We start from the raw sequence: 20,311 nt of genomic DNA, 5'->3' as shown, positions 1-20,311 counted from the left end.
CCCGCGGAAGCCGTCACTACGCAACGGGACACGTTCGTCCCGCTGTGTCGGCAGGTCTTCGGACTTGCGGACGAGGATCAGAGCGATCCGCCTAGTTGCTCCCGCTTCCCAGCCGCTGAGGGCCAGTGCATGTGGGGGCGTTCGTTTCCGCTTTACCGCTGCGGGGCAGTTCCGGAGTTACACCGGATTCCCTTTTAAGCCCGACCGATGTCGCATCTGGTCGGGCACCGACGGACACAACATATCGGGTGGCCCGGACAGGGTCAACCCAACAAGTTGTGCATAAGTCGGGGCGAAAGCCGCTTGCGGCGAGCGCTGGCGCGGGCTGCCAAAAAATTACAGCGCGTCGTGATCCAGCTCGCCGGTGCGGATGCGGATCACCTGTTCCAGCGTGCTGACGAAGATCTTGCCGTCACCGATCTTGCCGGTGCGGGCGGAGTTCTGGATCGCCTCCAGCACCCGGTCCAGCTGATCATCGGCCACCGCCACTTCCAGCTTGATCTTGGGCAGGAAGTCCACCACGTATTCGGCACCGCGATAGAGCTCGGTGTGCCCCTTCTGGCGGCCGAAACCCTTCACCTCGGTCACCGTGATGCCCTGCAGACCCACCTCCGCCAACGCCTCGCGGACATCGTCCAGCTTGAACGGCTTGATGATCGCCACGACCAGCTTCATGGATTTGGTTCCTTGCCAGGGCATCGATTGCGTCGGAGGGCCATTTTGCCTGCCTGCCGGAACATTGTCGCCTGATCGCGACGGGTGTAGGACAATCCTTACAATTATTGATGGAGCGTACCGATGGCGACGCCGATTTGCATTCACCTAATATTCAATCCGACGAGTGCGAGGCGCTATCCATGATGGATAGGCAGGATATCGACCAGATTGCCCTGCGACTTGTGTCGTTGGTACCGCCAGGGTTGGCACAGGCGCATCAGGATTTGCGAACCAACTTCCAAGATGTTCTGGCGCAGGGATTGCGCCGCCTCGACCTGGTCACCCGCGAAGAATTCGAAGTCCAGTCCCAGGTACTGGCGCGTACGCGCGCCAAGGTCGACGAATTGGAGCGACACGTGGCCCAGTTGGAGGCCGCAGTGGCTGCCCGCGCGGGTTCGTAAAACCGCCTCCCGGGAGCCGCCTCCGATCCGTCACCCTCACCCCGAGAACGATCGGAGGCGGTTATTTATTCAGCGTTGCTGATGGAGCCGTTCCATGTCCATGCCCCTCAGCGCCACGCCCTCCATGTTTCCCCTCCCGTTGCTCCATCGACCCGCGGCCGCATGAGTCTTGCCGTTACCCTCAGCCGTGCGCAGGAAGGGATCGCCGCGCCGCAAGTGATGGTCGAGGTGCATCTTTCCGGTGGTCTGCCGTGTACCAACATCGTCGGCCTGCCCGAGGCTGCGGTGCGCGAGGCCCGCGATCGCGTGCGCGTGGCGATCCAGAACACCGCGTTCGAATACCCCGGTCGCCGCGTCACCGTGAATCTGGCGCCGGCGGAACTGCCCAAGGACGGCGGCCGGTTCGACCTGCCGATCGCGCTGGGCATTCTTGCCGCCAGCGGCCAGGTGCCGCGCGAGAAACTCGACGACTGTGAATTCCTCGGCGAACTGGCTCTGAGCGGCACGCTGCGCAGCGTATCCGGCGTACTGCCGGCCCTGCTGCGCGCGCGGGCGCGCGGGCGCCGGGTGGTGGTGCCGCGGGAGAACGCCGCCGAAGCGGCGCTGGTGGCCGATGTCGACGTGCGCGTGGCCGATACGCTGGCCGAGGTCTGCGGCTGGTTGCGCGGCGCCCACGAGCTGTCGATGCCGGTCGGCATTCCCAGCAACGGCGGCGCGGAAGACGGCCCCGACCTTGCCGACGTGCGTGGACAATTGCAGGCGCGTCGCGCGCTGGAAATCACCGCCGTGGGTGGCCACCACCTGCTGCTGATCGGCCCGCCCGGCACCGGCAAGACCATGCTGGCCGAACGCCTGCCCGGCATCCTGCCGCCGCTGAGCGAGTCCGAAGCGCTGGAGACCTGCGCCGTGCTGTCGGTGGCCGGCCAGACGACCGACCTGGCGCACTGGCGACGGCGCCCGTTCCGTTCCCCCCATCACACGGCGTCCGCGGTGGCCCTGGTCGGCGGCGGTTCGTATCCGCGACCGGGCGAGGTGTCGCTGGCGCACAACGGCGTGCTGTTCCTCGACGAACTGCCGGAATTCAGCCGGCACGTGCTGGAAGTGCTGCGCGAGCCGATGGAATCTGGCCACATCATGATCTCGCGGGCGGCGCGGCAGTCGACTTTTCCGGCCCAGTTCCAGTTGGTGGCGGCGATGAATCCGTGCCCCTGCGGTTACGCCGGCGACCCCCGCTGCCAGTGCACGCCCGATCAGATCCAGCGCTATCGCGGACGCATTTCCGGCCCGTTGCTGGATCGCATCGACCTGTGCGTGGAAGTGCCGCCCGTGCCCCTGGCCGACCTGGGTGCGCCGCGCAGCGACCGCGACGAGGACTCCGCCACGGTGCGCGCGCGCGTGCTCAACGCGCGACGGCAATCGCTGATGCGGGCGGGTCGGCCCAATGCGGAAATCAGCACCCGTGAGCTGGAGCGCGATTGCGCGTTGGGCGCACCCGAGCGGCGCTGGTTCGAGGCCGCGCTGGAGCGGCTGGGCCTGTCCGCGCGCGCCTATCACCGCGTGCTGCGGGTGGCCCGCACGATCGCCGACCTGGACGGCGGCGCCGCCCTGCTCGAACGCGAGCACCTGGCCGAGGCGCTGCAGTACCGCCGCTTCTGAGCGATGGCGAAAACCTGCGTGACTGGACGTCCAGGAGCGCGCATGTTTCGATAGCGCCCGGATCTTCCCAGGGAATGCGATGACTATCGAGCTCAGCCTGATGCTCGCCGGCATGCTGGTGATCGGCTTCCTGGCGCAGTGGCTGGCATGGCGGGTGAAACTGCCGGCAATCGTGTTCCTGCTGCTGGCCGGAATCATCCTGGGGCCGGTCAGCGGCGTGCTGCAGCCGGACAAGCTGCTGGGCGAACTGCTGTTCCCGATGGTCTCGCTGTCGGTCGCGCTGATCCTGTTCGAAGGCAGCCTGACCTTGCGCTTCCACGAATTGCCGGGCATCGGCAAGGCGGTGCGCGGGCTGGTCAGTTACGGCGCGGTGGCGTCGCTGCTGCTGCTGGCGCTGGCCGCCCATCTCGTCGCCGGACTGGCCTGGCCGATCGCCCTGCTGTTCGGCGCGCTGGCCTGCGTGACCGGGCCGACGGTGATCGCGCCGATGCTGCGCACCCTGCGCCCGAATGCCCGCATCGCCAACACGCTGCGCTGGGAAGGCATCGTGATCGACCCGCTGGGCGCACTGTTCGCGGTGCTGATCTACGAGGCCATCGTGTCGCGCCAGGAAGGGCACACCATCGGCATCTTCGTTGCCACGATCGGCTGTGGCGTGGGTATCGGTGCGCTGTCGGCGTGGACGATGGCGTTCTTCCTGCGTCGCCAGATGATTCCCGAATACCTGCAGAACTACGCGGTGCTGGCCGCCGTGCTGCTGGCCTTCAGCGTCTCCAACACGCTGACCCACGAGTCGGGCCTGCTGGCGGTGACGATCATGGGCATCGCGCTGGGCAACCTGCGCGGCGTGCACATCGACGACATCCTGGATTTCAAGGAAAGCCTGACCACGGTGCTGGTGTCGCTGCTGTTCGTCCTGCTCGCCGCCCGGCTGCAATGGCCGTTGCCCGACGGCATGCTGGGCGCCGGCATCACCCTGTTCGTGATCGCGCAACTGCTGGTGCGGCCGGTGACCGTGGCGATCGCCAGCTTCGGCAGCAGCCTGAGCTGGCGCGAGCGCGCGCTGATCGGCTGGGTGGCGCCGCGCGGCATCGTGGCCGCATCGGTGTCGGCGCTGTTCGCGCTGCGCCTCGACGCCCTGGGCGTGGCCGGTGCCGAGGCGCTGGTGCCGCTGGTGTTCACCCTGATCATCGGCACCGTGATCCTGCAGAGCGCCACCGCCCGTCCGCTGGCGATCTGGCTGAAGGTCGCCGAGCCGGAGCCGCGCGGTCTGTTGATCTTCGGTTCCGACGTCGTGGCGCGCGCGATCGGCAAGGCGCTGGACGAGGCAGGCTTCCGCGTGGTGCTGGCCGACGACGACTGGGATGGCATCCGCCTCGCGCGGATGGAGGGACGCAGCACCTTCTTCGGCAACCCCGCCTCGCCGCATGCCGAGCGTCATCTGGACCTCACCGGCATCGGCCGGTTGCTGGCGGTATCGACCCATCGCGAGCGCAACTCGCTGGCCTGCGTGCACTACCGGCAGGAATTCGGGCGCGAAAAAGTCTACCGCCTGCGCAACCTCACGCCCCAGGAAAACACCGATCGCGCCGCGCTTGCCGGCAGCCTGCTGGCGCCGCCGCTCTTCGACGAGACGATGACCCACGGGCGCTTCGCCGAAATGCTGGAACAGGGCTGGCGGATCAAGTCGACCCGGCTCAGCGCCACCTTCGACTGGCCGCACTTCATCGAGCAATACGGCTCGAACACGGTGCTGATGTTCGGCGTCGAGGAAAAGGGCGCCCTGCGGGTGGCCTCGGCCAAGCGCGAACTGGAGCCGAAGCCCGGCTGGACCGTGATCGCGCTGGTGCCGCCGGCGACGCTGTAAGCACGATGTGTGAAGTGCCGTCTGGCAGGTGCGCGGCTTGCTTGCCAGCTGCAGCCTGACCATCCGCTATGCTTTCCAGGTATCTCACGACCGGCAATACCCATGCATTCCCGTTTACCCGAGCCCGGTGCCGATGAACGCGCCCACTCCGATCATTTGTTGCAACTGCTGCGCGAGCAGATCGCCTCGCACGGGCCGATGCCGTTCGCGCAATACATGGAGCGCTGCCTGTACGCGCCGGGGCTGGGCTATTACAGCGCCGGTCGCACCAAGTTCGGCGAGGCCGGCGATTTCGTCACCGCGCCGGAACTGGGCGAGCTGTTCGCCGGCTGCGTGGTGAACGCGGTGCAGCCGGTGCTGGCGATGCTGGGCGAGCAGGCGGATTTCCTCGAACTCGGTGGCGGCAGCGGCGCGTTTGCCGAGTCCGCGCTGAAGGCACTCGCCGCCGCCGGCAGCTTGCCGCGGAATTACCTGATCCTGGAGCCGAGCGCCGATCTGCGCGAGCGCCAGCGCGAACGCCTGCTGGCGAATCTTCCGGCCGAACTCAATGCGCGCGTGCAATGGCTGGATCGGCCGCCGGAGCAGGACTGGCGCGGCGTGCTGTTCGCCAACGAGGTGATCGATGCCCTGCCGGCCACGCGTTTCAGCATGCGCGATGGCGAAGTGTTCGAAGAACATGTGGTGCTGGACGGCGAAGGTCGCCTGAAGCGCACCGATCGACCGGCCGATGCGCTGGTGTCCGGCGCCGTGCGCCACGTCGAGCGCGACCTGGGCGCCGAATTCGCCGACGGCTATCGCTCGGAAATCCTGCCGCAGCTGCCGTACTGGGTGCAGGCGGTGGCCGGGTCGCTGGTGGCCGGACTGATGCTCTTCGTCGACTATGGCTATGTGCGCCGCGAGTTCTACCTGCCCGAGCGCGACGACGGCACCCTGATGGCGCACTACCGCCACCATGCGCACAACGACCCGCTGTACCTGCCGGGCCTCAACGACCTCACCGCCTCGGTCGATTTCACCGCGCTGGCCGAGGCCGGCAACAGCGCCGGTTTCGGGGTGGCGGCGTATCTGCCCCAGGCGCAGTTCCTGATCGGCGCGGGCCTGCAGCAGGTGTTCGAGGACGCCCACGAAAAGGCGCCCGACGAACACGCCCGCTACCGGCTGTCCCAGCAGGTGAAGCGCCTGATGTTGCCCGACCAGATGGGCGAGCGCTTCCAGGCGATGCTGCTGGCGCGGGGGCTGGAAGCGTTGCCGCTGCCGGCCGAGTTGCTGGCCGCCGACCAGGGTGGCCGGCTTTGATCGAAGCGGTCCGCGTTCAGACGTCTGGACGGCTGCGCTGGCACAAAGCCTGGGTCGTGCTCGGCGGGTTGATCATGGCCTGGACGCTGTGGATGGCGCTGACGCCCGATCCGGGCATCACGCTGGTCTTCCCGTACGGCGACAAGCTGCTGCACGCGATCACCTTCATCTGCCTGATGGGCTGGTGGGGCAATGTCTATCGCGACCGGCGTCCGCGCGCGTGGGCGGCGCTGGGTTGCCTGGCCTTCGGCATCCTCATCGAGTTCGCCCAGTGGCTGGACCCGCCCCGCGATGCCGATGCCTTCGACGTGCTGGCCGACGGCATCGGCGTGGTCATCGCGCTGGGCTTGCTGCGCACGCCGCTCGCCAGGGTGCTGGCGAGCGTGGAAGCGTTCTCAGCGCATCGTCGCCGGCGCTGACCCTGCCGAACTGGCGGTTGCCGGAGCCGAACTGGCGGGTGCGGGCGCCGAGCCGGGGGACGCGGGAAGCGCGCTGGCGGGCACGGGCAGCGGCTCCACCGGCGTCGAATCCGCCGGGCGCCGCCCCAGCTGGCCGCGCTTGAACAGGTCGCTGGCCACCTGGTAATAGGCCACTGCGTCGGCGATCTGCTGCGGGTCCTGCGGCTCGATCGGCGTGGCGTCGCCGGTGGCGTAGTCCGGCTTCATCTGCTCCAGCTTGCGCTGCGGCTCCAGCACGGTGAGCACGTCGTCGTGCAGGTAGCCGAGCTTTTCGTAGGTGGCCGGGAAGGCCCGCTCGCGACCGGCTTCCAGCTGGAACAGGTCGTAGCCGAAGAAGCGCGTGCGATAGCTGAAGTTGAGCAGGCCCAGCACGGTCGGCGCGATGTCGACCTGGCCCATCAGCCGGTCCACCCGCTGCGGCGGAATGTGTTTCGGCGAGTAGATCCACAGCGGGATGTGGTAGCGGTTGATCGGCACGCTGGTCTTGCCCGCGCTGGAGGCGCAGTGGTCGGCGGTGATCACGAAGATGGTGTCGTCGAAGTAGGACTTCTCGCGGGCGCGGCGGATGAAGTCGCCGATCGACCAGTCGGTATACGCCACGGCGCCTTCGCGCGTGCCGTTGGCCTGTTTCACCCGGCCTGCCGGGAAGGTGAACGGGCGATGGTTCGAGGTGGTCATGATGTGCAGGAAGAACGGCTTGCCCGCGGCGTGGATCTGGTCCATCTGGCCCAGCGCCAGCGTGTACAGGTCCTCGTCGGCCACGCCCCACACGTTCTCGCCGTGGATCGTGGCGCCCTTCGGAATGTCGCGCCGGTCCACCGTGCGGTAGCCGTTGCTGCCGAAGAACTGGTTCATGTTGTCGAACTCGCCGTAACCACCGTAGACGAAGTCGGACTGGTAGCCGCGGTCGTTGAAGATGTCCGCCAGCGAGAACAGATTCTCGTTGTCATGCGCCTTCAGCAACGAGTCGCCGGGCGTCGGCGGCACCGACAGCGACAGCGCTTCCAGCCCGCGCACGGTGCGCGTGCCATTGGCGTACAGCTTGTCGAAGAACAGGCTGTGGTCGACCAGCGAGTCGAGGTAGGGGGTGATCTTCTGCGGGTTGCCGAAGGTGCCCAGGTAATCGCCGGACAGGCTCTCCACGCTGATCAGCACCACGTTGAGGCGCTTCTCCGGGCCGTTGCGGCGGATCGCCCGGGTGAGGTCGTGCAGGTCGCTGCTGACATAGCTGGAGTCCGGCGTCTTCAGCATCTCGCGCACGCGGCGGAAGGCGTCGTCGTCGGGCAGGGTGCGGTAGAACTTCGCGTAGTCGAGGTGGCTGCTGCGGAAGGCGTTGAAGAACTGGTAGATGCCGTTGCCGGCCAGCTCGTTGACGTAGTTGTTGCCGGTGCGGTCCTTCATGCCGCCGTTCACCGCAGCCACCGAGATCACCGTCAGCACCAGCCACAGCAGCACGACCTTGCCTCGTTGCCAGAAGCGGCTGCCATCGTCGCGCACGCGCAGGGCGCGGTGGCCGACCGCCAGCACCAGCAGCGCCAGTACCGCCAGCAGGCTCACCCACAGGCCGATCGGGTACGACTCGCGGATATTGCCGATCACCTCGGTGGTGTAGACCAGATAGTCCACCGCGATGAAATTGAAGCGCACGCTGAACTCGTTCCAGAACACCAGCTCCGAAGCGGCCACGAACAGCAGGCCGTAGATCAGCAGCAGCGCGAACACGTACAACACCCACTGGCCGGCGCGCGACGTGTAAGTGAACGCCGCCAGTGGCAGCACGAACAGGAATGGCAGCAGCGCCGGCCAGGTTTCCTTCAGCCCGGCGTGATAGTGCAGGTGCAGCGCGACCAGGCAGAGCGTGCACGCCAGGGCCATTGCCATGGCATAGGCCAGCCAGCGCAACAGCGGCGCCACCCGCCCCGACCGGGTCGGCACGATCCACAGGAACAGCACCAGCGGCCACGCCACGTAGATGAAGGTGACCACGTCGTAGAACAGTCCCACGCCAAACGCATAGGCGAGATTGAACGCGGTGTGCGGTACCTCGGCACCCGACATCACCAGCAGCACCACGCGGGTGGCGAAGGTGATCACCAGGTAGCTGATCGCCAGCCACCATAGCGGGCGGAAGCGCTGGGGAACGGGAGAGGGGCGGGTAAAGGCACGCGGCACGGGCAACTCCGAAACAGGCAAGGGGACGCCACCGCCCGTTGCGGGCGGCAAAATCATCGCGCCTTTATACCGCGGATCGGTTCCCCGAAGGGCTCGCCTTCAGCTCGGCGATCGCCTGGACGCGCGCGTTTTCCATCGCCTGTCCGATCGCCGGGCCGGCCATGCCTTGCGCCACGAACGAGGCGGATTCGACCGCGGCGGCGACCGCCCGCGCCTCGCGCAGGTAATCGGCCTGCGGGTAGGCGTCGTCGCCGTGGCCCAGGCGGCCGCGCTTGTCGGCGGTGCAGGCGGCGAGAAAAAGGTCCAGGCGCGCTGGTCGGCGCAAGGCATCCGTCGCGGTCAGCAGCTTCAGCACGGTGGCCGGCTTCAGCTCGAACGCACGATGCACGTTCAGGTGCTCGCGGCAGACCAGCTCGGCCAGCGCGGCGTGTTCGGTGGGCACCTTCAGTCGCGCGGCCAGCGCGCGCAACGGCGCCACGCCGCGATGCTCGTGGCCGACGTGGCGTGGCAGCTCGGCGGCCGGGCTCAGCGCCTTGCCCAGGTCGTGGGTCAGCGCGCAGAAACCCACCACGTCGTTGCCGGGCGCCAGCGTCGCCGCGGCATCCAGCACCATCTCCACATGCACGCCGGTGTCGATCTCCGGATGGAACTCGGCGCGCTGCGGCACGCCATACAGCGAGTCCACTTCGGGGAACAGCACCGCCAGCGCACCGCATTCACGCAGCACCCGCAGGAACGCCGACGGCCGCGCCTCGCCCAGCGCCTTGCGCGTCTCCGCCCACACGCGCTCGGGCACCAGGTGATCGACCTCGCCGTCGCGCACCATCTGCTGCATCAGGGCCATCGTTTCCGCGGCCACGCTGAAGCCCAGCGGCGCGAAACGCGCGGCAAATCGCGCCACCCGCAACACCCGCACCGGGTCCTCGACGAAGGCTTCGGACACGTGGCGCAGCACGCCCGCCTCGATGTCGGCCACGCCGCCGAACGGATCAGTCAATGTGCCGTGTTCGTCCTCGGCGATCGCATTGATGGTCAGGTCGCGCCGCGCCAGGTCCTGCTCCAGCGTGATCGTGGCATCGGCCTGGAACACGAAGCCGTGATAGCCGCGCCCGCTCTTGCGCTCGGTCCGCGCCAGCGCATATTCCTCGCCCGTCTGCGGATGCAGGAACACCGGGAAATCCTTGCCTACCGGCTTGTAACCCAGCGCCAGCAAGGCCTCCGGCGTCGCACCCACCACCACGCGGTCATGGTCGACCACGGGGCGCTTCAGCAGTTTGTCGCGGACCGCGCCGCCGACCAGGTAGATGTGCATGGGGGGATGATGCCACGGGCTCTTGTGGCGTCGGTGAACCGCCGGGGTCGTGAAACCACCCGCGGAGGACAGAATCGAAGGCATGCAGCGGTAACCTGGCCGGATCATTGCTTCCAGATGCGGCCCCCCTCGCTTAAGCTGGCTGCATGGGGTAATCCGGGAAACGCAAGATGGTGGCAATGCAGGTTCATCCGCTGCTGCTCGGCCGCACCGCCGGCCTGCCGGCGGCGGCGCGCCAGCGCTACGACGAGGCCACGGTGGCGATGGCGCGTCGCGAGCTGGACGCCGCTGGCGCGGCGCTGGCCGACGTGCGGGCGATGGCGCCGGATTTTGTCGAGGCGCAGCGCCTGCAGGGGCTGGTGGCGCATATCCGTGGCGACCATGCCGGGGCGGTGGCGATCCTGCGGCGGGCGCTGGTCACGGAGCCGGACAACGCGCTGCTGCACATGAACCTGGGCATGTCGCTGTACAGCGGGGGCGAATTCGCCACCGCGTTTTCATCCTTGCGCCGTGCCTGCGAACTGGCTCCCGATTTTCCGCCGGCATGGTTCAGCCTGGGCCGTGCATTCCAGCAGCAGGGACGTACGGCCGGTGCGATCACGGCGCTGCATCGGGCGGTGGACCTCGCCCCCGACGATCCGGTGATGCGCAGCCTGCTGGCCGAGGCCCAGGCCAGCCTGGGTGCGGTGGCCGCCGCGTGCACGAATTATCGCGAGGCCTTGCGGCATGAACCGGATCACGCCGAGGCGTGGCTCGGCCTGGCCAGGTTGCAGGTCGAGCCGTTTTCGAAGGATGACCTGACCCGCCTGAAACAGGCGATGCAACGTCCCGGCACGTCGCCACAAGCGCGCGTGATGCTGGGCTTCGCGCTGGCCCGTTGCCTGGAGGACCAGGGCGACTACCATGCCGCATTTCGCACGCTGCGCAAGGCCAATGGACAGAAGCGCAAGCTGGTGAGCTGGAACGCGGCGTCGGTGTCCGCCCGGATCGCGCGCATCCGCGCGGCCTTCGCCCAGCCGCCGGGCGAGGTCGAGGATTCGCGGCTGGGCGAGCAGGTCGTCTTCATCGCAGGGTTGCCGCGCTCGGGCGGCGGCCTGCTGCGGCGCGTGCTTGCCGGTCATGCCCAGGTGGACGCCAGCGAGCGGCCGCAGCATCTACGCGCCGTGATCGAGGAAGAATCGAGGCGCCGGCAGCGGGAATTCCCCCAGTGGACCATCGAGGCCACGCCGGCGGACTGGGCGCGGCTTGGCCGCGACTATCTGGCGCGGGCCGTGCGCGCGCAGGACGACAAGCGCTGCTTCATCGACCAGAGCGACCAGGACTGGCACCTGATGGGCGCGGCGATGGCCATGTTGCCCGGCGCGCGACTGGTGGATTGCCGTCGCGATCCGCTGGAGAACTGCCTGAGCTGTTATCGCCAGTTGTTTACCTCCTACAACGAGTTCAGCTACGACCTCGACGAACTGGCGAGTTTCTGGCGCGACTACGACGGTCTCTGCGCGCACTGGCAGCAGCTGCATCGCGGGCGCGTGTTCGTGCATGAGCACGAATCGCTGCTGGCCGATCCGCCGCTGCAACTGCATCGCCTGCTGAACTTCCTCGGGCTCGATGAGGACCCGGCCTGCCTGGACGTCCATGCCAACCGGCGCCAGGGCGCGGCCGGCAACACCGCGCGGCTGCGCGAGCCGTTGCGCTGGCAGGAGCCGCGGGCGCCACGCTACCGCGGCAAGCTGGATCGGTTGCGGGTGTTGCTGGGCCTGCTGTGAATCGGTGAGCAGCGAATTCCTTCGAGCCTGTGAAGAAAACCACTTCCTGCGACTTGCTTCCATCGCGCGTCCGGTACATGCCCGAACGCGCTCACGCGAATCAGCCACTTGGGTGACCGATTCGCGGTCGACCATGCCTGGCCGACCTGAGAGGTTGAAAACCTCTCAGCGCCGCAGCGATCGCGCCGCGGCCAGCCGGCGTTGCCGCGCCGGTTCGCCCAGCAGCACCGGCAGCCACGGCGCCAGCGGCTGGGGCGTGATGCCGAGGGCGGCGTAGCCATCTACCTTGCCCACCGAATCGGTGCGCAGCGAACGGAAGTTGTCCAGTGAAAACGGCTTGCCCGGCAACAGCTCGGCGAACTGTGCCTGCAACTGGCCCAGGCTGTCGGGCAGGGCGACGATCGGCGTGCGCAGGCCCGCGGCATCGCGGATGCGGCGCACGATCTCGCCCAGGCTGAGCACATCGGGGCCGTACAACTCGAAGCTGCGCTGCCGGCCCAGGCGCTCGTGGTTCACGCAGCGGGCGATCGCCTCCGCCACGTCACCGACCCAGGTCGGCGCCAGGCGCGACTGCGCGCGCGCCAGCGGCAGCGCCGGCATGTTCCGCAGCAGCGCGGCGAAGCGGCTGACCAGGCCGTCGCCGCGGCCGAAGATCACGCTGGGCTGGTAGATCGTCCAGTCCAGCGCCGAAGCCCTGACCAGGGCTTCGGCTTCGCCACGCGTCTTCAGGTATTGCGACAGGCCCTGGCCGGCCTTCAGCGAACTCATCTGGTGCAGGCGTCCGACGCCGCTGTCGTGGCAGGCGGCGATCAGCCGCCGGGTCAGTTCGACGTGGGTGCGCTGAAAGCTGTGTCGACCACCCTGGTTGAGAATGCCGACCAGGTTGATGGCCGCATCGGCGCCTGCCAGTTGGCGGCGCAGCACGGCGTCATCGTAGATGTCGGCGTTGCGCACGCTCACGCCCGGCAGCACGGCGAGTGCGCGATGCCGCTCGCGATCGCGGCTGAGCAGCACGATGCGATGGCCGTCGGCGGCCAGTCGCGGGACCAGCCGCTGGCCGAGGAAGCCGGTGCCGCCGAGGATGACGAGTTGCTGTGCGGCCATGGGCGGCGTTCCTTGCTGAAACAGGTGCGGAGATCGGTCAGCGAGAAACGCTGGCGGCGTTGGCCGGCGCCGTCGTCGGCGCGGTGGTCGGCGCCGGGCAGCTTACTTCGCGGCGTGGCGTGCCATTGCCGGGCAGGCTGTAGGGCTGGCCGATCGCCTCCATGCGGGTGGCCAGCGGCACCACCGTATGGCCGTCCAGACGCCAGTCGTAGATCACGCTGAAGGCCATCACGCGGGCCACGTATTCGCGGGTTTCCTTGTAGGGAATGCTGGCCACGAACAGGTCGGTGGGCAGGGTGCCGCGGGCGGCCAGCCACTGGTCGACCTTGTTCGGGCCGGCGTTGTAGGCGGCGCTGGCCAGCCATGGCGAGCCGTTGAAGCGCGCCGCCATCTGCGCCAGGTAGCGGGTGCCCAGCGCGATGTTGGTGGCCGGGTCGTACAGGCTGTCGCCGCCGGCCCAGTCCAGTCCGTTGCGCCTGGCCACCAGCGCCGCGGTCTCCGGCAGCAACTGCATCAGGCCGCGCGCATCGGCGCCGGAATGCGCGTCGCTCATCCACGCGCTTTCCGCGCGCAGGATGCCGTAGGCCCAGGCCGGTTCGATGCCGGCCTGCTCGGCCTGCGGCACCAGGCCGTCCTGGCTGGCCAGCGGGAAGCGCAGGTCATACAGGCGCAGGGCATCGCCGCTGCTCAGGGTGAACACGGCGCGGTCGTACCAGCCGCGGCGGTTGGCCATGTCGGCGGCGATCCTTTGCGTGGCGACGTCGCTGCCCTGCAGGGCGCGTGTCCATTCGCGCCGGGCCAGCTTCGGCAGGTCCACCGCGTACAGCTCGAACGCGCGCACCAGCCCCGGCATCGCCAGCAGCTGCTGTTCGCGCTGCGGGTCGCCGGCCAGGGTCAGCGGGCAGATCGCGTACGGCTGGTCGAGCCGGTCCGCCGACATGAAGCCGAAGAAGGTCGGCTGGTCGGCCTGGTCGGCGAACTGCCGCCGGGCTTCGTCGGCACGGCCCAGCGCGGCCAGCGCGCGGCCGCGGAAGTATTGCCATTCGCCGTCCTGCTGCTGGCTGGCGGGCATCGCCTCGATGCCCGCCAGCGCCGCGCTCCAGTCCTGCCGGGCCAGTGCCACGCGCACGCGCCACTCGCGGGTGCTGTCGGTCTGCGCGGCGGCGGGCAGCGCGATCAGCCGGGCCAGGGCGTCATCGTCGAAGTCGGTGGCGCGGAACAGCGCCAGTGTCTGCAGGATGCGGTTGCGCTGGGCCTCGCTCAGCGTGAAGCGCGATTGCAGCTGCTGCCACGCGGCGTCGGCGCTGTCGCTCTGGCGTCGGGCCAGCCGGGTCAGCGCCAGCGTGACGGCGTGGCGCTGGCGCGTACCGTCGGGCCAGTTCGTCGCATCGGCGACCGCGGCAGCCGGATCACGCAGCGCGGTGGCCAGTTGCTGCGCGGCGGGCTGTTCGCCGGCAGGCAGCCAGCTGGCCAGGCTGGTGATGGTGCCGGCCTGGCCGGCGTCGGCCGCGCGATCGATCCGTGTCCACAGCCGTGCGTCGGTGAGCAGGCCCTGGTCGTGCGCGGCGTCAAGCACCGGATCGCAGGCGCCGGGCAGGTTGGCACGGGTCCACAGCTCGGCCAGGTCGCGCTGGAAGTCCAGCTTGCCGCCGCTAGCGAGTTTCGCCTGCAGCGCGTCGCAGCTCAGCGTGTCGCCGAGGCCGGGCTGGTACAGCGCAAGAAAGCCGCTCCAGTCCTGCCGGCGTGCCAGTTCCAGCAGGAACGCGCGGCGCAGGTCGGCCGCGGGGATCCAGTCCGGATACTGCGCGAGATAGGCTTCCACGCTGGCGCGGTCGACCTGCTGGATGTCGTGTTGCAGCGCCGCCGCAGCCAGGTAGGGATACAAGGGGTAGTCGTGCAGGTTGCCGGCAAACTGGCGCCAGCCGTCGCCGCCCTGCTGGGCGACGGCGTACGCCTGCTTGAAGGCGACGCGTTGCGCGGCATCGGGCGTGGCGGCCAGTGCGGTCGAGCCGGTGAGCAGCCAGGCGCCGGCCAGCGCCAGCCAGGCCAGCGGCACGCGCCGCGACGAAGCGAAAGAAAACATGACAACTCCTGCGGTGGATCGCGGCCAGTGTAGTGGATGGCCCGTTTCGACTTGTCGGCGTTCGGTGAGTGCGTGGTGGGCCCTGTTAAGCTGTCGCGCTTCATCCACGCCTTTACCGGGATCGGCATGTCGCCAGCTGCTTCGCCTGTTTTCCGTCGCGTCTGGCCGGCGTGGCTCGCGCTGGTGGTGATGGCACTGGCCGCCGCGTGGTGGTGGTGGGCGATCGGTCGACCGGTGGCCTTGCCGGATGCGCCGTCGGCGCGCATCGCCTGCGTGTCGTATGCGCCGTTTCGTCGTGCCGGCGAGACGCCACTGGACCCGACGGCGCACATCAGCGCCGAGCGCATCGATGCCGACCTTGCCGCGCTGTCGCAGCGCTTCGATTGCGTGCGCACGTATTCGCAAGGGCAGGGCCTGAGCGAGGTGCCGGCGATCGCCGAACGCCATGGCATGAAGGTGCTGATGGGCATCTGGCTGGGCGGCGACGCGAAGGCGAACGCCGAGCAGGTGCGACTGGGCATCGCTACCGCAAACAGGTATCCACAGGTGCTGCGCGGGGTGATCGTGGGCAACGAGGTGCTGTTGCGTGGCGATCTGCCGGCCAGCCAGTTGGCCGTCTATCTGAAACAGGTGCGCGAGGCGGTCACGGTGCCGGTGACCTACGCCGACGTGTGGGAGTTCTGGCTGCGCCATCCCGAGCTGGCCGGCTCGGTCGACTACCTGACCATCCACATCCTGCCGTACTGGGAAGACCAGCCGGTGTCACCCGAGCGGGCGGTGCAGCACGTGGCCGACGTCTATGCGAAGGTGCAGCAGGCGTTTCCCGGCCGCGCCGTGATGATCGGCGAGACCGGCTGGCCCAGCGCCGGCCGCCCGCGCCAGGCGGCCAGTGCCAGCGTGGTCAACGAGGCCCGCTACCTGCGCGAATTCCTGCGCTACGCGGCCACCGTGCACATGCCGTACAACGTGATCGAAGCGTTCGACCAGCCGTGGAAACGCGCCCAGGAAGGCACCGTGGGCGGCTACTGGGGCATCTTCGATGCGCAGGCGCGGCCGAAGTTCGCGATGCAGGGGCCGGTGGTGGAAGAGCCGCACTGGTGGGCGGGCTGGCTGGCCGGCGTGGCCGGCGCCGGCGTGTTCCTGCTGGTCGGTGCGTGGCGGCGTCGCTGGCGCGGAGCGCGTGGCTGGCTGGCCCTGACGCTGGCCGGCGCGGCCAGCGGCGGCGCGCTGGCCTGGCAGTTCCGGCAGATGTGGTACGCCTGTCGCGACGCGTGGGAATGGACGGTGTCGCTGGGCGCCTGCGTGCTGGCGCTGCTTACCGCGCTGCGCCTGGCGCGCTGGATCGCCGCGCGCCTGTGCGGGATGACGCCGCCGCTGCCGCGGTCGTGGTGGCGACTGGGCTGGTTGTTCGCGCTGGCCTTCTACGGCCTGTTGCTGGTGGTCGACGGGCGCTACCGGGATTTTCCGCTGGGCCTGTTCCTGTTGCCCTGCGCCGGCTACGCGCTGTCCGGCTGGCTGTCCGATCGTCGCGCGCCGCTGATGCCGTTGCTGGAGGAGCGCTTCCTGGCTTGCCTGCTGCCGCTGCTGGCGGCGACGGTGCTGTGGCAGGAATCCGGTCTCACGCATGTGGCGTGGCTATGGCTGGGTGTGAACCTGCTGCTGGTCCTGCCGGTGTGGTCGGCGTGGCGGCAGGCCGTCCGCCTGCAGCCCGATCAGGCGTAGGCAGCCGATCAGCGCAGCCAGTGCGCCGCTCTCGAAGCAGTACAGCTGCAGCGCCACGATGCCCAGGGCGGCGGCCAGCCAGGCCAGCCACGGGCGCTTCCACACCAACGCCAGCGCGGTCGCGACCAGCGCCGCGATGCCATACACGTTGTGCAGGAAACCGAGTACCAGCCGTTGCCGCCACGGGCACCACCACGGCGCGTGGCCGGCGCCGCACTGCTGCGCCATCGAGCCGGGCTCGACCACGCCGTAGCGCAACCACGCGCCGAGCAGCGCCACCAGCAGCAGGGCCAGCCATGGCCAGGCCAGTCGCCATCGGTTCGACGTCATCGACTGCGCTTCGCCGAGGCCTTGCCGCCGACGTGCGCCGGCAGGCGGATCTCCGCCGCCAGCGGCAGGTGATCGGAGAACGCCTGCGGCAAGGCCCAGGTTTTCTCCAGCGTGATCGCCGGCGAGGTGAGGATGTGATCCAGCGCCCGCCGCGGCTTCCAGCTGGGGAAGGTGGGCGTGGGCTGGGCTGGTGGCTGCAGCGTGGACCTGGCGAAAAGATGCTTCATCTCGGCGCTGCCGGGCTCGGCGTTGAGATCGCCCATCAGCACCGCATGGGGGAAATCCTGCAGCAGCTCGGCGATGAAGCCGAGCTGGCGCGCGCGCGCCTGCGCGCTCAGCGACAGGTGGGCGATCATCACCGCCAGCGCGTTGTCGCCTTCACCGAACTGGGCCAGCAGGGCGCCGCGGCCCGGGATGCGGCTGGGCAGCGGGTAGTCCGTCACCGAATGCGGTTCGAGCCGGCTGATCAGCCCGTTCGCCGAATGCGCCAGCCGCGCCATCGCCCGGTTGGGCTGGTGGCTCCAGAACGGCAAGCCGGAGGTTTCGGCGAGGTAGCGGGTCTGGTTGAGGAAACCCGAACGCAGGCTGCCGGCATCGGCTTCCTGCAGGCCGACCACGTCGAACTGCGCCAGCACTTCGGCGAGCCGGTCGAGGTTGTCCATCTTGCTGCGCCCGGGCAGCACCGCACTGAGGCTGCGGGTTACGTACTGGCGATAGCGCTGCACGCTGGCGCCGGCCAGGATGTTGCAGCTCAGCAGGCGCAGGTGGCGCTCGGCAGGGGCGGTGGAAACGGAGGCGCGAGTCATGGCGGGCCACTACGCGAAAAGGGGAAGCCGGCGCATGGGTTCATGCGCCGAGATGACGACAAGCATGATCCATCCGTTGTGAATGCCACGCCAGCCGCCGGGGAACCCGGCGATTACTTGCCGGCCAGCTCGCGCTTCACCAGCCACTGCGTGACGGCGACCATCTCGTCATAGGAGTGCACCGCGGCGACGCGGTACTTGCCGTTGATCACGATGGTCGGCGTGCCATCGACCTGCCACTTCTGGATCAGGGCGAGGTCGCTCTTCATCTGGTCGGTGGTCTGGGTCGATGTGGCCGCCTGCATGAACGCGGCGCGATCGACACCCGCGCGGGCGTAGAAGTCGGCCAGTTCGTTCATCGAGTTGATCGGATAGTGCTGTTCGAACTTCGCCTGGAACAGGGCCAGGTGCGTGCGGTCCAGCACGCCCAGCTGCCTGGCCGCGTAGAACGCCCGGGCAAACGGCACCCATTCGGCACTGAACGGCGCCGGCAGCAGCTTGAACTCCACGCCCTTGGGGAACTGTTTGGCCAGCGCATCGGCCACCGGCGCGAAGTGGGCGCAATGGATGCAGCCATACGAGAACACCTCGACCACTTCCACCTTGCCCTCGCTGCTGTAGCGCTGGTGCGGGGCGGGCAGGGTGACGTACTCGGCGCCGTCGGTGTACGGGTCCACCGCACCGGATTTCGCGGTGCAGGCGGTGGCCAGCAGCAGGCCGGCAAGCAGGATCAGGACGCGGGAACAGGCGAATCGCTGGAACATGGGTTTCTTCGCTCGAATGCGGTGGGGATGCCGGCTGACCAGCTTAACCGAAGCGCCTACTTGCCGGCCGCTTCCTTCGACACCAGCCACAGGGTCAGCTCGATCGACTGCGCATAGCCGCCCGCGTCACCGGCGGTGAAGCGGTACTTGCCGTTGACGATCATGGTCGGCGTGCTTTCCACGCCGTAGGCCTTCATCAGGTCGTCGGCGCGCTTCATCTGGGTGTTGACGCTGAACGAGTTGGCGACGGCGACGAATTCCTTCGGGTCGACGCCGTACTTGGCGTAGAACTTCGCCGCGTCCTCGATCGTGGGCCACGCCTCGTGCGGCTTCAGTCCGCTGGAGGTGGCGTTGTAGGTCGACAGTTCCTTGCTCTTCCACACCGCGTCGTACATCGCGTCGTGGCTCTTGTCGACCACGCCCAGCGCCTGCGCGGTGTAGAACGCGCGCTGGTACATCGGCCAGTTTTCGTCAGGACGGAACGAGGCGGCCAGGTAGTTCATCACCGCGTCCGACGGCAGGCTCTTGGCGATGCGGTCGACGGTGGAATGGAAGGCGTTGCAGGCGGGGCAGCCGTAGGAGAACACCTCGGTCACCTCGATCTTGCCGGGGTGGCTGGTCGGCTGCGCCGGATCGATGCGGAAGTAGTTCTTGCCCTCGACCCACTTGCCGGTGTCCACGAACGGCGCGGCGGCCACCGCCGGTGTTGCTGCCTCGGCAGGAGCCTGGGCCGGCGCGACGGTCGCACTGCTGGCGGGCGCCGCGGCGGTGCTGGCGGCAGCGGCCGTGGCGGGGCTGCTCACGGCGCTGGCCGGCGCCGTGCTGGTGACGGCCGGAGCGCTGGCCTCGGCGGCGGGACTGCCGTTGTTGCTGTCATGGCTGCAGGCGGCAAGCGCGAGCAGGGCGGCACACAGGAACGGCAGACGCTTCAACATGGCAGACCTCGAAAGTGGGGCGCGAAAACCAGCGCGCCGACGTTTGAAGGTCGGCGCGGGTTCGATCAGGGAGTGGCGGCCGGCTGGCTGTCGGCGCTGTGCAGGCCTTCGATGTAGCTGGCCAGGGCGGCGATGTCGTCGGGGGTCAGCTGCTTGGCGATCGCCGGCATGATCTGCGCGTGCGCGTCGTCACCCCAGGTGGTGCCGTCGTGCCAGGACTTCAGCGTCGCCTCGATGTACTGCGCGTGCTGGCTGGTCAGCTGCGGATACATCGCACCCGGATTGCCGCGGCCGTCGATGCTGTGGCAGGCCATGCAGGCCGGGATGCCACGGGTCGAATCGCCCTGGCGGAACAGCGTCTGGCCATGCTCGACCAGGGCCTGGTCGGCCACGCCCGGCAGCGCCGTCTTGCTGGCGAAGTAGGCGCCCACGTCGTGCATGTCCTGGGTCGACAGCGGCGCGGCCATGCCCATCATGATCGGGTTCTGGCGCTTGCCCGCCTTGAAGTCGGTCAGCTGACGCACGATGTACTGCTCGCTCTGGCCGGCCAGCTTCGGGTACTGCGCGTCGGCGGAATTGCCGTCCATGCCGTGGCAGGCGCCGCAGACGGCGGCCTTGGCCTGGCCCGCGGTGGCGTCGCCCGGCTTGGCCGGGGCTTCAGCAGCGGCGACGGCCGGTGCGGCAGGCGCTGCAGCGGCGGTGCTGGCGGCAGCGGGGGACGCGGTCTCCGGCTTGGCATCTTGGGCCATCGCGGCGCTGGCGGACAGCGCGAACACGAGGGCCATGGCGGACCCGAGAACAGCGGGCCGAAAACCAGCGGACCGAAAACTCATACACTTGACTCCCGAGAGACTTGCAAACACTGCCAGCGATTGCGGCCATGCGGTCCGCAACAGGCAGAAACCGAAGAATTATCCCTGCG

At 68.7% G+C, this 20,311-nt stretch carries 17 protein-coding genes and 1 riboswitch; of the genes, 7 read left to right on the top strand and 10 right to left on the bottom strand.

All coding sequences use genetic code 11. The annotated features are described in order from the left end of the window. Nucleotides 1–32 precede the first annotated feature (32 nt). A riboswitch (cobalamin riboswitch) is annotated at nt 33–247 on the bottom strand. Between the two features lie 89 nt (nt 248–336). After that, nucleotides 337–675: a P-II family nitrogen regulator gene (gene glnK / locus AC3A56_RS07440; RefSeq protein ID WP_056717431.1), complete on the bottom strand. Its 339-nt coding sequence runs from the start codon at nt 673–675 to the stop codon at nt 337–339. A 182-nt stretch (nt 676–857) separates the two neighbouring features. Between glnK and AC3A56_RS07435 the strand changes: the two genes are divergently transcribed. From AC3A56_RS07435 to AC3A56_RS07415, 5 genes are all read left to right on the top strand, one after another. Beyond that, nucleotides 858–1,118, top strand: coding sequence for an accessory factor UbiK family protein (locus AC3A56_RS07435; protein ID WP_040672624.1), 261 nt, complete (start codon nt 858–860; stop codon nt 1,116–1,118). 162 nt (nt 1,119–1,280) lie between these two features. Beyond that, entirely contained in the window at nt 1,281–2,774 is a 1,494-nt protein-coding gene (locus tag AC3A56_RS07430; protein ID WP_082542621.1) for a YifB family Mg chelatase-like AAA ATPase, read from the top strand. 79 nt (nt 2,775–2,853) lie between these two features. Further along, nucleotides 2,854–4,641, top strand: a complete 1,788-nt coding sequence (locus AC3A56_RS07425) for a cation:proton antiporter (protein ID WP_487769859.1) — start codon at nt 2,854–2,856, stop codon at nt 4,639–4,641. A gap of 102 nt (nt 4,642–4,743) precedes the next feature. Next, nucleotides 4,744–5,937: a class I SAM-dependent methyltransferase gene (locus AC3A56_RS07420; protein ID WP_487769858.1), complete on the top strand. Its 1,194-nt coding sequence runs from the start codon at nt 4,744–4,746 to the stop codon at nt 5,935–5,937. Nucleotides 5,938–6,011: 74 nt separating this feature from the next. Next, the gene (locus AC3A56_RS07415) at nt 6,012–6,356 is read left to right on the top strand and encodes a VanZ family protein (protein ID WP_487769857.1); all 345 of its coding nucleotides are present in this window, start codon (nt 6,012–6,014) and stop codon (nt 6,354–6,356) included. On the opposite strand, the gene AC3A56_RS07410 is transcribed toward AC3A56_RS07415, so the two are convergent. Both AC3A56_RS07410 and AC3A56_RS07405 read right to left on the bottom strand, forming a co-directional pair. Further along, on the bottom strand, nt 6,333–8,567 hold the full coding sequence (locus AC3A56_RS07410) for an LTA synthase family protein (RefSeq protein ID WP_487769856.1): 2,235 nt from the start codon (nt 8,565–8,567) through the stop codon (nt 6,333–6,335). The genes AC3A56_RS07415 and AC3A56_RS07410 overlap by 24 nt on opposite strands. A 64-nt stretch (nt 8,568–8,631) precedes the next feature. Then, nucleotides 8,632–9,879 (bottom strand): multifunctional CCA addition/repair protein, encoded by a 1,248-nt coding sequence (locus AC3A56_RS07405; protein WP_487769855.1) that lies wholly within the window; start codon nt 9,877–9,879, stop codon nt 8,632–8,634. Between the two features lie 170 nt (nt 9,880–10,049). On the opposite strand from AC3A56_RS07405, the gene AC3A56_RS07400 reads away from it, so the two are divergent. After that, nucleotides 10,050–11,645: a tetratricopeptide repeat-containing sulfotransferase family protein gene (locus AC3A56_RS07400; RefSeq protein ID WP_487769854.1), complete on the top strand. Its 1,596-nt coding sequence runs from the start codon at nt 10,050–10,052 to the stop codon at nt 11,643–11,645. Between the two features lie 165 nt (nt 11,646–11,810). Here AC3A56_RS07400 and AC3A56_RS07395 read toward each other — a convergent pair whose 3' ends face one another. Both AC3A56_RS07395 and AC3A56_RS07390 read right to left on the bottom strand, forming a co-directional pair. Then, nucleotides 11,811–12,749, bottom strand: a complete 939-nt coding sequence (locus AC3A56_RS07395) for a complex I NDUFA9 subunit family protein (protein WP_487769853.1) — start codon at nt 12,747–12,749, stop codon at nt 11,811–11,813. Nucleotides 12,750–12,786: 37 nt separating this feature from the next. Beyond that, entirely contained in the window at nt 12,787–14,832 is a 2,046-nt protein-coding gene (locus tag AC3A56_RS07390) for a transglycosylase SLT domain-containing protein (protein WP_487769852.1), read from the bottom strand. 36 nt (nt 14,833–14,868) lie between these two features. On the opposite strand from AC3A56_RS07390, the gene AC3A56_RS07385 reads away from it, so the two are divergent. Beyond that, nucleotides 14,869–16,554 carry a glycoside hydrolase family 17 protein gene (locus AC3A56_RS07385; protein WP_487769851.1) on the top strand — a complete coding sequence of 562 codons (1,686 nt, stop codon included), beginning with the start codon at nt 14,869–14,871 and terminating at the stop codon, nt 16,552–16,554. Here AC3A56_RS07385 and AC3A56_RS07380 read toward each other — a convergent pair. The 5 genes from AC3A56_RS07380 to AC3A56_RS07360 form a co-directional block, all read right to left on the bottom strand. Continuing rightward, nucleotides 16,468–16,884 (bottom strand): hypothetical protein, encoded by a 417-nt coding sequence (locus AC3A56_RS07380; protein ID WP_487769850.1) that lies wholly within the window; start codon nt 16,882–16,884, stop codon nt 16,468–16,470. The genes AC3A56_RS07385 and AC3A56_RS07380 overlap by 87 nt on opposite strands. Continuing rightward, nucleotides 16,881–17,690, bottom strand: coding sequence for an endonuclease/exonuclease/phosphatase family protein (locus AC3A56_RS07375; RefSeq protein ID WP_204109876.1), 810 nt, complete (start codon nt 17,688–17,690; stop codon nt 16,881–16,883). The genes AC3A56_RS07380 and AC3A56_RS07375 overlap by 4 nt, the downstream gene beginning before the upstream one ends. Nucleotides 17,691–17,803: 113 nt before the next feature. Further along, nucleotides 17,804–18,454, bottom strand: a complete 651-nt coding sequence (locus AC3A56_RS07370; protein ID WP_056714378.1) for a thiol:disulfide interchange protein DsbA/DsbL — start codon at nt 18,452–18,454, stop codon at nt 17,804–17,806. 56 nt (nt 18,455–18,510) lie between these two features. Further along, a complete protein-coding gene (locus AC3A56_RS07365) occupies nt 18,511–19,389 on the bottom strand; it encodes a thiol:disulfide interchange protein DsbA/DsbL (RefSeq protein WP_056768092.1) in 879 nt (292 codons plus the stop codon). 65 nt (nt 19,390–19,454) lie between these two features. Further along, nucleotides 19,455–20,174 carry a c-type cytochrome gene (locus AC3A56_RS07360; protein ID WP_487769849.1) on the bottom strand — a complete coding sequence of 240 codons (720 nt, stop codon included), beginning with the start codon at nt 20,172–20,174 and terminating at the stop codon, nt 19,455–19,457. Between the last annotated feature and the right edge of the window lie 137 nt (nt 20,175–20,311).

It is taken from the genome of Rhodanobacter sp. Soil_C_14 (assembly GCF_057657335.1).
The sequence above is the reverse complement of the archived record's forward strand: the minus strand, read 5'-3'. Positions and strand labels throughout refer to the sequence as shown.